This is a genomic window from Belnapia sp., from assembly GCF_059504005.1.
Genome location: NZ_JCACHU010000002.1, coordinates 1 through 12,775, shown reverse-complemented (window position 1 = coordinate 12,775; position 12,775 = coordinate 1). Strand labels below are relative to the sequence as shown.

The 12,775-nt window shown below is 71.9% G+C and carries 10 protein-coding genes and 1 pseudogene; 5 read left to right on the top strand and 6 right to left on the bottom strand.

Going from position 1 to position 12,775, the window contains the following annotated elements; all coding sequences use genetic code 11:
* Positions 1–50 precede the first annotated feature (50 nt).
* Complete coding sequence (locus AC5JJ1_RS00295; protein ID WP_495783115.1) at positions 51–812, bottom strand: SDR family oxidoreductase; 762 nt, start codon at positions 810–812, stop codon at positions 51–53.
* 84 nt (positions 813–896) lie between these two features.
* Between AC5JJ1_RS00295 and AC5JJ1_RS00290 the strand changes: the two genes are divergently transcribed.
* The 3 genes from AC5JJ1_RS00290 to AC5JJ1_RS00280 are packed head-to-tail and all read left to right on the top strand — an operon-like array spanning position 897 to position 5,744.
* Positions 897–2,891 carry a hydantoinase/oxoprolinase family protein gene (locus tag AC5JJ1_RS00290; protein ID WP_495783114.1) on the top strand — a complete coding sequence of 665 codons (1,995 nt, stop codon included), beginning with the start codon at positions 897–899 and terminating at the stop codon, positions 2,889–2,891.
* Positions 2,888–4,468 (top strand): hydantoinase B/oxoprolinase family protein, encoded by a 1,581-nt coding sequence (locus tag AC5JJ1_RS00285; RefSeq protein ID WP_495783113.1) that lies wholly within the window; start codon positions 2,888–2,890, stop codon positions 4,466–4,468. The genes AC5JJ1_RS00290 and AC5JJ1_RS00285 overlap by 4 nt, the downstream gene beginning before the upstream one ends.
* A 16-nt stretch (positions 4,469–4,484) precedes the next feature.
* Positions 4,485–5,744 (top strand): alpha/beta fold hydrolase, encoded by a 1,260-nt coding sequence (locus AC5JJ1_RS00280; protein ID WP_495783112.1) that lies wholly within the window; start codon positions 4,485–4,487, stop codon positions 5,742–5,744.
* On the opposite strand, the gene AC5JJ1_RS00275 is transcribed toward AC5JJ1_RS00280, so the two are convergent.
* The 5 genes from AC5JJ1_RS00275 to AC5JJ1_RS00255 are packed head-to-tail and all read right to left on the bottom strand — an operon-like array spanning position 5,716 to position 11,201.
* Positions 5,716–6,525: a sugar phosphate isomerase/epimerase family protein gene (locus AC5JJ1_RS00275; protein ID WP_495783151.1), complete on the bottom strand. Its 810-nt coding sequence runs from the start codon at positions 6,523–6,525 to the stop codon at positions 5,716–5,718. The genes AC5JJ1_RS00280 and AC5JJ1_RS00275 overlap by 29 nt on opposite strands.
* On the bottom strand, positions 6,525–7,682 hold the full coding sequence (locus AC5JJ1_RS00270) for a dihydrodipicolinate synthase family protein (protein WP_495783111.1): 1,158 nt from the start codon (positions 7,680–7,682) through the stop codon (positions 6,525–6,527). The genes AC5JJ1_RS00275 and AC5JJ1_RS00270 overlap by 1 nt, the downstream gene beginning before the upstream one ends.
* 3 nt (positions 7,683–7,685) lie before the next feature.
* Positions 7,686–8,840: a Gfo/Idh/MocA family protein gene (locus tag AC5JJ1_RS00265; protein ID WP_495783110.1), complete on the bottom strand. Its 1,155-nt coding sequence runs from the start codon at positions 8,838–8,840 to the stop codon at positions 7,686–7,688.
* A 49-nt stretch (positions 8,841–8,889) separates the two neighbouring features.
* The gene (locus tag AC5JJ1_RS00260) at positions 8,890–9,513 is read right to left on the bottom strand and encodes a TetR/AcrR family transcriptional regulator (RefSeq protein WP_495783150.1); all 624 of its coding nucleotides are present in this window, start codon (positions 9,511–9,513) and stop codon (positions 8,890–8,892) included.
* Complete coding sequence (locus tag AC5JJ1_RS00255) at positions 9,513–11,201, bottom strand: acyl-CoA dehydrogenase family protein (RefSeq protein WP_495783109.1); 1,689 nt, start codon at positions 11,199–11,201, stop codon at positions 9,513–9,515. The genes AC5JJ1_RS00260 and AC5JJ1_RS00255 overlap by 1 nt, the downstream gene beginning before the upstream one ends.
* A gap of 65 nt (positions 11,202–11,266) precedes the next feature.
* Here AC5JJ1_RS00255 and AC5JJ1_RS00250 point away from each other — a divergent pair.
* Both AC5JJ1_RS00250 and AC5JJ1_RS00245 read left to right on the top strand, forming a co-directional pair.
* A pseudogene (locus tag AC5JJ1_RS00250) lies at positions 11,267–12,262 on the top strand (SMP-30/gluconolactonase/LRE family protein).
* A gap of 24 nt (positions 12,263–12,286) precedes the next feature.
* The gene (locus AC5JJ1_RS00245) at positions 12,287–12,727 is read left to right on the top strand and encodes a CBS domain-containing protein (protein ID WP_495783108.1); all 441 of its coding nucleotides are present in this window, start codon (positions 12,287–12,289) and stop codon (positions 12,725–12,727) included.
* The last annotated feature ends 48 nt before the right edge of the window (positions 12,728–12,775 follow it).

The following is a 12,775-nucleotide window of genomic DNA, read 5'->3' as shown; positions in this document are numbered from 1 at the left end:
CTCTCCCGGTCAAAAGCCGCGCCGCACCAGCAATCCCCGTACCAGCGGCCCTAGGCCGCCAGCCACCCGCCATCCACCGCCAGCGTCGTCCCCGTGGTGAAAGCCGCGGCATCGCTGGCCAGGAACAAGGCAGCCTCCGCCACATCCTCTGGCCTGCCGAAGCGCCCCATCGCATGCCGCGCGCGGGAGGCGGCCATCACCGGCTCCGGCTCCTTGTGCCGGGCGAAGCTCCGCCGTAGCAACGGCGTGTCGATCGCCCCCGGCACCAGCGCATTCACCCGGATGCCATCGCCGACGAAATCCAGCGCCATGGTCCGCGTCAGCGAGAGGATAGCCCCCTTCGCCGCGATATAGGCGCTGTTCCCCCGCCCACCGGCCAGGGCGAGCTGCGAGGCGGTGGTGACGATCGACCCGCCGCCCTGGCGCTGCATTGCCGGGATCACCGCCCGCGCCCAGAGCCAGGTCCCGCCGACATTGGCGCGAAACACCGCATCCCAGTCCGCCGGGTCGGTCGTCAGCACCGTCCCCCCGCAGGAGTAGCCGGCGAAGCAGCACAGCACGTCGATCCGCCCGAAGCGCGCCAGCACCGCCGCCGCATCCCGCTCCGCGCTGCCCGGCTCGCCGACATCCGAGGCGAGCGCCATCGCCTCCCCGCCCGCCGCCTCCACCAGCCGCACGCTCTCGGCCGCTCCCTCCGCATCGCGGTCCACCACGGCGATCCGCGCTCCCTCGCGGGCGAAGAGCACCGCGCTCGCCCGCCCGAGGCCGGAGCCGCCGCCCGTGATGACCGCCACCTTGTCCCTGAGCCGCATCGCCCACCTCCGCCGGGGGAGCTTCGCCCAGGGCTAGCCAGCCTGCAACGGCGCCGTCAGGATGCGATGCGGGAGGGGAAGCGCATGACGGGTTGGCAGGTCGGCATCGATATCGGCGGCACCTTCACCGACATCGTCGCCGCCCGGGACACCGAGTTCCGCACGGCCAAGGTGCCCTCCCGCCCCGCCGATCCGGTCGGTAGCATCTTCGCCGCGCTGGAGGCCATCGGCATCGCCCCGGGCGACATCGCCGACCTGGTCCACGGCACCACCCGCGTCACCAATGCCATCGTCGAGAACAAGCTGGAGCCGGTGACCCTGCTGGCGACCGAGGGCTTCGAGGACATTATCGAGATCGGCCGGCAGAGCCGGCGGGAGCTCTACCGCCTCGACATTCCGCCGAAGCCCGCGCCCCTGGTTCCGGCCAAGCGCCGCATTCCCGTCGCCGAGCGGATGGCGCATGACGGCGGCATCCTCCGCCGGCTGACGGGGATGGGGGCCACCATCGATGCCGCGCTGGCAACCGGCACGCGCTCCGTCGCGGTGATGCTGCTGCACAGCTACGCCAACCCCGAGCATGAGCTGGCGCTGGCCGAGCGCCTCCGCGGCCGCGTGCCCTACCTCTCCCTGTCCCACCAGGTGAACCCGGAGGCGCGGGAATATGAGCGTTGCGTGGCGACCGTGCTGAACGCCGCCGTCATGCCGCTTGCCGCCGAATACCTCGCCCGCCTTCGCGCCGAGCTGCCGGCCTCCGCACGCCTCCATGTGATGCACTCCGCCGGCGGCATGGCCTCGCCCGAGGCCGCCGCCGAGCGGCCGCTGCTGATGGCCCTTTCCGGCCCTGCCGCCGGGGTCGCCGCCGCGGCGGCCGCCGCCCGCGAGACCGGCGAGGCGGCCCTCCTCTCCTTCGACATGGGCGGCACCACCACCGATGTCGCGCTGATCCTCGACGGCCGCGCCGAGATCACCGTCGATGCCCGCCTGGCCGACCAGCCGCTCCGCCAGCCCATGGTTGCCATCGAGTCGATCGGCGCCGGCGGCGGCTCCATCATCCGCCACGGGCCGGCCGGCCTCTCCGTCGGCCCGCAGAGCGCAGGGGCCGAGCCTGGCCCCGCCTGCTATGGCCGCGGCGGCACGGCGCCCACCGTCTGCGACGCCAATGCCATCCTCGGCTACCTGAACCCCCGCCGCCGCCTCGGCGGCACCATCACCCTCGATGCCGGGCGCGCCACGGCCGCCTTCGCCCCGCTCGCGGAGCAGCTCGGCCTGCCGGTCGTGGAGCTGGCGCTCGGCGTCCTCCGCATCGCCGATGCCACCATGGCCCGCGCGCTGAACAAGATCACCGTGGAGCGCGGCGTCGATGGCCGCGGCGCCACGCTGCTCGCCTTCGGCGGCATGGGACCGATGCATGCCGCCGGCCTCGCCGCCACCTACGGCATCACGCGCGTGCTGGTGCCGCATGCCTCCTCCGCCTTCTCAGCCCTCGGCTGCGTCGCCGCCGAGATGAGCTACACCCGCCAGCGCACTCTCCGCCTCCCCGGCGAGGGTTTCGATGCTGATCGCCTCGCCGCCGCCCGCGCCGCGCTGATGGAGGAGCTTTCGGCCCCCCTCCTCACCCAGGGCGTGCCCCAGGAGGCGCTCACCGCGGAGGAGACGGGCCTCATCCGCTACCGCGGCCAGTCCTATGCGGTGGACGTCCCCCTCTCCGGCCCGGCGGACGGCGCAGCCCTCGGCGCTGCCTTCGAGGCCCGGCACCGCGCCCTCTTCGGCTTCGCCTCGGGCGAGGCCTGGGAGATGCTCGGCCTCCGCCTCCGCCTCGCCGCCCCGCGCAGCCTCGCCCTCGCCCCGCCGGTGCCGGAGCCCGCGCCGCCGCGCCCCTTCGCCACCGATCCCTGCTGGTTCGCGCCCGGCGCCCCGGTGCCGACGTCGCGCTACGAGCGTGCCGGGCTCCCCCCGCCGCACCGCATCGCCGGCCCCGCCATCATCGAGGATGACTGGTCCACCATCCTCGTCCCGCCCGGCTGGTCGGCAACGGCCAGGCCTGGCGGCCATATCCTGCTGCTGCGGGAGGATGCATGAACGCGCTCGACCCCTTCCGCCTGGAAGTCCTCCGCCACGCCCTCACCGGCATCGCGGAGGAGATGTCCTTCGTCGTCATGCGCTCGGCCCGCTCGCCCCTGCTGCGCGAGGCAGGCGACCTTTCCTCGGCGCTGACCGATGCAGGGGGCCAGCTCGTGGCGCAGGGCCGCGACATCCCCGTCCATCTCGGGGTGATGAGCTTCACCGTCGGCGCCTTCCTCCAGCGCGTGCCGGCCGAGCGCCTTCGCCCCGGCGATGTCTGGTTTACCAACCTGCCCGAGCTCGGCGGCAACCACCTGCCGGACGTGAAGGCCATCCGCCCGATCTTCGCCGAGGGCCGCCTGCTCGGCTTCGCCGTCAGCCTCGCCCATTGGGCCGATATCGGCGGCGCCTGGCCCGGCTCCTATGTCGCCGCCGCGACCGAGGCCGTGCAGGAGGGGCTGCGCCTGCCGCCGCTCCGCCTTTTCACCGCGGACGGACCGGACGAGGAGAAGATCGCCGTCATCCTCAACAACATCCGCGGCCCGGCCGAGCGCGAGGGCGACATGCTCGCCCAGCTCGCCGCCACCGCGACGGCCGAGCGCCGCCTGCTCGACCTTTGCGCGACCCATGGCGCGACGGTCGTGGAGGCCGCCATGGCCGCCCTCCACGACCGCTCCGAGGCCGCCATGCGGGCTGCCATCGCCTCCCTCCCCCAGGGCGCGTTCGAGGGCGAGGACTTCCTCGACGATGACGGCCCGGGCGGTGCCCCCGCCGGCATCCGCGTCCGCATCGCGATCGAGGGCGAGACGGCACGCTTCGACTTCTCCGCCACCGACGACGCGCTCGCCGGCCCGCTCAACACCACGCCCTATGTGACGGCGGCGGCCGTCTACTACGCGATGAAGGCCATCGCCGGCCCCGAGATCCAGCCCAATGGCGGCTGCTACCGCCCGCTCCGCGTCGTGACGCGCCCGGGCTCCCTCCTCGACCCGCCGAAGGAGAAGCCCCTTGTTGGCGGCAACCACGAGACCTCGCAGCGGCTGGTCGATGCCATCTTCCGCGCCTTCGCCGAGGCGATCCCGGAGCGCCTCTCGGCCGGCGGCTCTACCACGGCGGGGCTGCTGATCTTCGGCGGCGCCGGCCGCGACGGCGCCTGGAAAACGCTCTATGAGCCGCATGGCGGCGGCGAGGGTGCCCGGCACGACCGCCCCGGCCGCGCCGCGACGCGCGTCCACCTCACCAACACCAACAATACCCCTGCCGAGATCATCGAGGCGGAATTCCCGATCCGAATCGAGCGCCATGCGCTGCGCCCCGGCTCCGGCGGCGCCGGGCGGCATCTGGGCGGCGCCGGGACGGAGCGGGAATACCACGTCCTGTCCCGCGAGATGTCGCTGACGACCATGTTCGAGCGTCGCGTCATCCCGCCCTGGGGCCTGGCCGGCGGCGAGCCGGGCGCGCCCTTCCGCTGCCTCCTCCGCCGCCCCGACGGCACGGAGGAGGTGCTGCGCGGCAAGGCGAACCTCCTGGTCGGCGAGGGCGACCGCGTCGTCCTCCAGACCAGCGGCGGCGGCGGCTACGGCTCGCCCGACTGAGGAAAGGAACCGAGGCATGCCGACACTCCCCGACGACCTCGCATCCCGCCTCGCCGAGCCGGCGCTGGCCCGGCACGGCCGCCACCTCACCGCCGAGCTGCTGCTCGAGATCGGCGAGGCGGCCTGGCTGCTCTCGCTGCATAACGGCCGCCTCGCCGCCCTCCAGGCCGGGCCCTTTCTGATGCCCCGCTCCACCCTCGCGCTCCGCATCTCCGGCGAGGGCTTCGCCCGCTTCGCGGCACCGGAACCGCAGCCCGGCTGGCATGACCTCCTGGCGCTCCGCCGCCAGGGCGCCCTTATCGTCGAGGGCGATACCGACCTCTTCTTCGCCCATCTGCTCTGGTTCAAGGGCCTGCTCGCCCTCCTCGCCGGCCACCCCGCCCCGGTCGCCACCGAGGCGCCTGCCTTCGGCTCGGTCACGGTGGAGCCCATCACCGGCCGCTACCTGCGCATGGACATCGCCGGCCGCCCGCACCGCCTCTATGTCGAGGAGGCCGGCTCGGGCCCACCCCTCCTGCTGCTGCACACCGCCGGCAGCGACGGCCGCCAGTGGCGCGACCTGTTGAACGACGCTGACATCACCGGCCGCTTCCGCTGCATCGCCTTCGACATGCCCCGCCACGGCAAGTCGAGCCCGCCCCCGGGCTGGGAGCGCGAGGAGTACCGCCTCACCACCACCGCCTATACCGGCCTGGTGATGGCCGTCGCCGCCGCCCTCCGCCTCGACCGGCCGATCGTCATGGGCTGCTCCATCGGCGGCCGCATCGTGCTCGACCTCGCCGCCGAGCACCCGGATGCGCTCGGCGGCGTCATCGGGTTGCAGGGCAGCGCCTTCACCGGCCGCTACTACAAGCTCGGCGCCCTGCACCACCCGCATATCCATGGCGGCGAGGCCTCGGCCGCCATGGTCTCCGGCCTCGTCGGCCCCGCTGCGCCCGAAGCCTCGAAATGGGAGACGCTTTGGCACTACGCCCAGGGCGGCCCCGGCATCTTCCGCGGCGACCTGCATTTCTACGTCGAGGAAGGCGACCTCCGCCCCAAGCTGGCGCGGATCGACACGGCGCGCTGCCCCGTCGCCCTGCTCACTGGAGAGTACGACTATTCCTGCCGCCCGGAGGACAGCCGCGCCACCGCCGCGGCCATCCCCGGCGCGACGCTCACGATCATGCCCGGCCTCGGCCATTTCCCGATGAGCGAGAACTGGCCGGCGCTGAAGCCGCAGCTCCTGCCCGTGCTGGAGGAGATGCTCAGCAGGCGGCTGCGCAACGCTCCCTGATCAGCGCCAGCACCCGGTCCGGCTCCTCGGCCCACCAGCGCCGCGACAGGATCTCGACCTCCGTGGCGCCGCGATAGCCGGCCGCCTCTGCCATCGCTCGGATGCCGGGGATGTCGATCACCCCATCCCCCATCATGCCGCGGTCGAAGACGAGGTCGGTGGTCGGCACCAGCCAGTCGCAGACATGAAAGGCGACGATGCGCCCCTGCGCCCGCCGCATCTCCCGCTCCAGCGCTGGGTCCCACCAGACATGGTAGACATCGAGCGCGATGCCGACGCCCTCGCCGAATTCCTCGGCGAGGTCGAGCGCCTGGCCGAGCGTTGAGAGCACGCTGCGGTCCGCGCAGGTCATCGGATGCAGCGGCTCCAGCGCGATGGTGACGCCCGCCGCCCGGGCTGCCGGCAGCACCGCGGCCAGCCCGTCGCGGAACATCGCCCGCGCCCCCGGTAGGTCCTTCGATCCCGGCGGCAGCCCGCCCCCCAGCACGACGAGGCAGCGCGCCCCGATCGCCGCCGCTTCCTCGATGGCGCGGAGATTGTCCTCGATGGCGGCGCGCCGCCCGGCCTCATCCGCCGCCGGGAACATCCCCCCGCGGCAAAGCCCCGAAACGAAGAGCCCCGCCTCACGGATCCGCCGCGCCGCCGCGGCGACGCCCATCTCCGCCAGCTTGTCCCGCCAGGGCGAGATGCCCGGGATGCCATGCCGCGCGCAGCCCTCGATGCACTGCGCTAGGCTCCACTTGTCCCGGACGGTGACGGTGTTGAGCGACAGTCCCTCCATCACGCGACGCCATGCACGGCGAGCAGCGCCCGCATCCGCGCCACCGCCATCTGGGGGTCCTGCAGCAGCCCCGCCGCATCCGCCAGCCGGAACAGCTCGGCCAGGTGCCCGATGCTTCGCGCCGATTGCTGCCCGCCGAGCATGGTGAAGTGGTCCTGGTGCCCGGTGAGCCAGGCCATGAACACCACGCCCGTCTTGTAGAAGCGCGTCGGCGCCCGGAAGATATGCCGGCTGAGCGGCACCGTCGGCGCCAGGATGCCGTGGAAGCCGGCGAGGTCCCCCGCCTGCAGAGCCGCCAGCGCGCCGCCCACCGCCGGCGCGATCGGGTCGAAGATGCCGAGCAGTGCATCGGAATGCCCCTCCGCATCGCCCGCGATCAGCTCGGCATAGTTGAAGTCATCGCCCGTATACATCCGCACGCCGGTCGGCAGGCGGCGGCGCATGGCGATCTCCTTCTCCTTGTCGAGAAGGCTGATCTTCACGCCATCCACCTTGGCCGCATGCGCGGCGATGACGGCGAGCGCCGTCTCCATCGCCTTGTAGTGCTCGCCCGCGCCCCAATAGCCCTCGAGCGCCGGGTCGAACATCTCGCCGAGCCAGTGGATGATCACCGGCTCCCGCACCTGGGACAGGATGCGGGCATAGACGCGCTCGTAGTCGGCCGGCCCGCGTGCCGCCTTGGCCAGGGTGCGCGAGGCCATGAGGATGATGCGCCCGCCCATCCGCTCGATGGATTCGCATTGCTCCTCATAGGCGCGGATCACGTCATCCACCGTGACATCCGGCCCCGGCGCGAGATGGTCCGTCCCCGCCCCACTCGCCATCACCGCCCCCGGGACGTCGCGCATCGCCTCGAGGCTGCGGCGGATCAGCTCCTGCGCCCCCGCCCAGTCGAGCCCCATCCCCCGCTGCGCCGTGTCCATCGCCTCGGCGACGCCGAGCCCGAGCGACCAGAGATGCCGCCGGAAGGCGATAGTGCGGTCCCAATCCACCTTGATGTCGAGCCAGGGGTCCTGCTCCGCGCGCGGATCGGCGACCACATGCGCCGCCGCCAGCGCGATGCGTGGGAAGGGCGGATGCGCCTTCGGAAAGACCCGTGGCTCGCTCAGCGTGAACCGCTCGGTCGCATTGCCCTTCGGCAGGTTGATGCTTGGCATTGCTCAGCCCTCCAAAGCCGCGATGTCGATCCACCGCCGCTCGCGCCAGCTGCGCAGCCCGGCCTCGGCCAGCTGCACCCCCTTGGCGCCGGCGAAAAGATCCCATTGGAAGCTCGCGGTCTCGCCGGCCAGGTAGCGCAGGAAGATCTCCCACTGGACGCGGAAGCCGTTCGGATAGTCCTGCGTGCTCGGCACCTCCTGCCAGCCCGCGAAGAAGTCGATCGCCTGCGGGATGTCGGGGTTCCAGACCGGCTTCGGCGTGTTGACGCGGCTCTGCGTCCAGCATTTCTGCAGGCCGGCGACGGCGCTACCATGCGTCCCGTCGACCTGGAAGGTGGCGAGGTCGTCGCGCCTGACGCGCGTCACCCAACTCGAATTGATATGCGCGACCACGCCGCCCTTGAGCTGGAAGGTCGCATAGGCCGCATCGTCCACATCGGCCCTGTAAGGCCGGCCATCCTCGCCGATGCGCTCCGGAATATGCGTCGCGCCGAGGCAGCTCACCGCCTGCACCTCGCCGAAGAGGTTGTCGAGCACGTAGCGCCAGTGGCAGAGCATGTCGAGGATGATGCCCCCGCCCTCGGCGGCCTTGTAGTTCCAGCTCGGCCGCTGCGCCGGCTGCAGGTCGCCCTCGAAGACCCAGTAGCCGAACTCGCCCTTCACCGAGCAGATGCGCCCGAGAAAGCCGCTGTCGACCACCATCCTCAGCTTGCGCAGCCCGGGCAGGAACAGCTTGTCCTGCACCACGCCATGCTTGATGCCCGCGCGCTGCGCAAGCCGCGCCACCCGCAGCGCATCGTCGAGCCTGTCGGCCGTCGGCTTCTCCACATAGATGTGCTTGCCCGCCGCGATCGCCCGCTCGATCAGCCCTGCGCGGAGCTGGGTCGTCGCCGCATCGAAGAACAGCTCGTCCTTCGGATCGGCGAGGCAGGCACCGAGGTCGGTCGAGACCCGCTCGACGCCATGCGCGCGCGCCAGCGCCTCGAGCTTTTCCCGGTTGCGCCCGACCAGCACCGGGTCCGGCATCACCCGATCCCCATTCGCCAGCCTGACGCCGCCATCGGCGCGGATGGCGGCGATGGAGCGGATGAGGTGCTGGTTCGTCCCCATCCGGCCAGTGACGCCGTTCATGATGATGCCGATGCGCCTCGCCGCCATGGCCGCCTCTCCCTGGTCTAGGTAACCATCCAGTTACACAGACACGGAGTCAAGGCCGCAGATAGCCGAGCACTACCTCCACCGCATGCCGCTCCCGCGCACCCAGCGCCGCCTCGCCCCCGAGCTCCGCCCCTAGCACGGTCGAGAGCGTGTAGCGGTTGGCGACAAAGAAATGCCCGAGCCCGACGATGGTGATGTAGAGCTGCACCGAATCGACATCGCGGCGGAACACGCCCGCCTCCGCTCCCCGCGCCAGCACCGCGCCGATCTGCCCGAGCAGCGGCGAGTAGAGCGCCGGCACCCCCTCCGACCGCTGCAGATAGGCGGCGCGGTGGATGTTCTCCTGGTTTAGCAGCGCGACGAATTCCGGATGCGCCGCTGTGTAGCGCAGGTTGAACTCGACGAGCCGCCGCATCGCCTCCTCCGGCGGCAGCGCCTCGACGCGCAAGCCCCGCTCCTCCGCTCGCTTGGCGGCATAGGCGCCTTCCAGCACGGTGAGCCAGAGCTCCTCCTTGCTGCCGAAATAGGCGTAGAGCATCCGCTTGTTGGCGCCCGCCCGCAGCGCGATCTCGTCGACCCGCGCCCCCGCCAGCCCCTTCTCGGCGAATTCGGCGAGCGCCGCATCGAGGATGCGCTGCCGCGTCGCGGCGGCGCGGGGCGAGAGCCCGTCCATCACGCCGCCAGCACCTTCGCCAGCAGCGCCTCCGGCACCGACTCATCGGCCTCCGCCAGGGGATCGCGCGGCAACACCCGGTGCCGCAGCACTAGCCGCGCCAGCGCGAGCCGCTCAGGATCGCCGAGCCGCCCCGCCTCCCAGGCCATCGCCGCGGCCGAGGTCAGGTGGTAGAGCGCGCTCGCCGCCTGCCGCGCCAGCGCCGGGTGGTCCTGCGCCCGCTCCGCCAGTGCCGCGGCGCGTCCGAAGGCCGGCATCGCCTCCGGCAACGCATCGCCATTGCCGAGCAGCCCCAGCAGATGCGCCCGCAGCACCGACAGAGATCCCTCGCGCTGCGCCGCCCGCAGCACATCGAGGGCGACGATGTTGCTCGTCCCCTCCCAAATGCTGCCGAGATGCGCGTCCCGTACCAGGCGCGGGTCGGACCATTCCTCGATATAGCCGCAGCCCCCGCGCACCTCCATCGCATCGCCGGCGACGCGGCGCGCATCGCGGCAGGCGCGGAACTTCAGTAGCGGCGTCAGGATGCGCAGCAGGGCATAGGCGCCCTCCTCCCCCGCATCGCTCCGCCGCAGGGCGTCGGCCGCCTGGAAGACCATGCTCCGCGCCTGCTCCATCGGCAGGACGAGCTTCATCATCTGCCGCCGCATCAGCGGCATCTCGACCAGCCGTCGCCCGAAGGCGATGCGGTGGCGGGCGACGAACATTGCCTCCGTCACCGCCCGCCGCATCAGCCCGGCCGCCCGCATGCCGTTTGAGAGGCGCGAGGCATTGACCATGTCGGCCATCTGCTTGAACCCCGCCTCCGGCTCGCCAACGAGGAAGGCCGTCGCTCCCTCCAGCCGGATCTCGCCCGAGGCCATGGAGCGCGTGCCGAGCTTCTCCTTCAGCCGCACAATCCGGTAGGCATTGCGCGTCCCGTCCGGCCGCTCCCGCGGCAGGAGGAAGAGCGAGACGCCGCGCAGCCCCGCCGGCCCGCCGGCCCGCCGCGCCAGCACCAGCGCCACCCCCGCATCCGGGTTGCTGCAGAACCACTTGTCGCCGGAGAGCGCCCAGCTTCCATCCGCCTGCTCCTCGGCGATGACGACGGTGGCGGCGATGTCGGAGCCCGCCCCCTGCTCCGTCATGAACATCGCGCCCTGCCGCAGCGCGTCGAAATCCGTCGCCGTCAGCCCGGGCAGGTAGCGCGCCACCAGCGCTGCATCGCCGAAGCGCCTGAGCGTCCGCGCCAGCGCATCGGTCATGGAGAGCGGGCAGCACAGGCCGAACTCCGCCTGCACGAAGAGGTAGCTCAGCGCATATTTCGCCGCCGGCGGCATCGCCTCCGGCCAGCCCAGCACCCCCGGCCGGTGCGACATCGCCGCCAGCCCGAACTCGCCGAAGGCGACCCGCTCCATCTCCCGATAGGCCGGGTGGTAGTCGATCGCCGCCGCATCCTCGCCCCGCCGCGTTCGCGGCTGCAGCACTGGCGGGTTGCGGTCGGCAGTGCCGGCCAACTCATCGAGCCGGCCGCCGGCGAGCGCCCCCATCCGGTCGAGATGCGGCAGCAGATGGCGGAAAAGCCCCTCCGGCACATAGAGGCCGAGCAGCGGCCCGAGCCAGGGGTCGGCCCGCCACAGGTTCAGGCCTCGGCTGTCCGGCACCGCATCGGCACCCGTCGGAGGAGGCAGGAGAGGGAGGCTGTCCATCCCCACAGCATGCCGCCGCCGGCCCCGTCCATGCTAGCCTCCCCGCAAAACGGAGGAGGAAACCCATGCCCGCCACCCGCCGCGGCCTGATCGGCGCCGCCCTGCTTGCGACGCCCGCCCTCGCCCAACCCGTGGAGCGCTACCCGGACCCGGCCGTCCAGGTTCTCGACCCAAGCTTCAACCGGTACCGACTTGCATTGGCCGGCGTGGAGCGCCTCTGGACCGGCGCCCGCTGGTCGGAGGGGCCGGCCTGGTTCGGCGACCAGCGCTGCCTCATCTGGTCCGACATCCCGAACAACCGCCAGCTCCGCTGGAGCGAGAGCACCGGCCAGGTCGATACCTTCCGCGCCCCCTCGAACAACAGCAACGGCAACACGCGCGACCGCCAGGGCCGCCTGCTGAGCTGCGAGCACCTGACCCGCCGCGTCACCCGCACCGAGCCCGATGGCAGCATCACCGTCATCGCCGACCGCTTCGAGGGCAAGCCGCTCAACAGTCCGAACGACGTGGTGGTGAAGTCGAACAACTCCATCTGGTTCACCGACCCGCCCTTCGGCATCCTCGGCTTTTAAGAAGGCGAGATGGCCCAGCCCGAGCTGCCAACCAACCTCTACCGCGTCGACGGCCAGACCGGGCGGATCACCGTCGCCACCGGCGAGGTCGGCCGCCCCAACGGCCTCGCCTTCAGCCCGGACGAGTCGAAGCTCTATGTCGTCGAGGCCGCCGCTACTCCCCGCGTCATCCGCGCCTTCGACATGGACGGCGCGACCGGCCGCCTTTCCAACAGCCCCGTCTTCCACCAGTGTAAGGAGGGCGAGGCGCCCGACGGTTTCCGCGTGGACGTGGACGGCAACCTCTGGTGCGGATGGGGCATGGGGCGGGAGGAGCTGGACGGCGTCCGCATCCTGAACCGGGACGGCGCGCCGATCGGCCATATCCGCCTGCCCGAGCGCTGCGCCAACCTCGCTTTCGGCGGCCGCCACCGCAATCGGCTGTTCATGCCGGCCAGCAAGTCGCTCTACGCTCTCTACGTGAACACCCAGGGCGCAGCCGGGGGCTGAGCCAATAAGGGAGGGAGGCACGCCATGACCATCGCCGCCGTGATCCGCGAGAAGGGCCGCAACGTCGTCTCCGTCTCGCCCGAGGCGCCCATTGCCGAGATCGCCTCGATCATCGCCTCGCGGCGCATCGGCGCCGTCGTCGTGCTCGCCGACCATGGCGGCCTCGCCGGCATCGTCTCGGAGCGTGACGTGGTGAAGGCCCTCGCCAAGCACGGCGCCCGCGTGCTGGAGCTGACGGCAAGCGACCTGATGACCCGTCAAGTCACCACCATCTCCATGGGCACCTCCATCGACCAGGCGATGGAGATCATGGATGCCGGCTATTTCCGCCACCTGCCGGTGATGGAGGTTGGCGAGCTCGCCGGCATCGTCAGCATCCGCGACCTGGTGAAGCACCGCATCACGCTGCACCAGCGCGACCTCGAGGCGCTGAAGGCCGCCGTGCAGCAGCGCAGCGGCTATTGACCCTCACTGAAAGGGAGTAAGCTGCTGCGGTCAGCACGTCCGAGAGGA

Excerpts from the sequence above, each read along its gene's own strand:
- AC5JJ1_RS00275 (WP_495783151.1), bottom strand. The coding sequence starts at position 6,525 with ATGGAGGGACTGTCGCTCAACACCGTCACCGTCCGGGACAAGTGGAGC.
- AC5JJ1_RS00285 (WP_495783113.1), top strand. The coding sequence starts at position 2,888 with ATGAACGCGCTCGACCCCTTCCGCCTGGAAGTCCTCCGCCACGCCCTC.
- AC5JJ1_RS00245 (WP_495783108.1), top strand. The coding sequence starts at position 12,287 with ATGACCATCGCCGCCGTGATCCGCGAGAAGGGCCGCAACGTCGTCTCC.
- AC5JJ1_RS00270 (WP_495783111.1), bottom strand. The coding sequence starts at position 7,682 with ATGCCAAGCATCAACCTGCCGAAGGGCAATGCGACCGAGCGGTTCACG.
- AC5JJ1_RS00265 (WP_495783110.1), bottom strand. The coding sequence starts at position 8,840 with ATGGCGGCGAGGCGCATCGGCATCATCATGAACGGCGTCACTGGCCGG.
- AC5JJ1_RS00255 (WP_495783109.1), bottom strand. The coding sequence starts at position 11,201 with ATGGACAGCCTCCCTCTCCTGCCTCCTCCGACGGGTGCCGATGCGGTG.
- AC5JJ1_RS00290 (WP_495783114.1), top strand. The coding sequence starts at position 897 with ATGACGGGTTGGCAGGTCGGCATCGATATCGGCGGCACCTTCACCGAC.
- AC5JJ1_RS00280 (WP_495783112.1), top strand. The coding sequence starts at position 4,485 with ATGCCGACACTCCCCGACGACCTCGCATCCCGCCTCGCCGAGCCGGCG.
- AC5JJ1_RS00260 (WP_495783150.1), bottom strand. The coding sequence starts at position 9,513 with ATGGACGGGCTCTCGCCCCGCGCCGCCGCGACGCGGCAGCGCATCCTC.
- AC5JJ1_RS00295 (WP_495783115.1), bottom strand. The coding sequence starts at position 812 with ATGCGGCTCAGGGACAAGGTGGCGGTCATCACGGGCGGCGGCTCCGGC.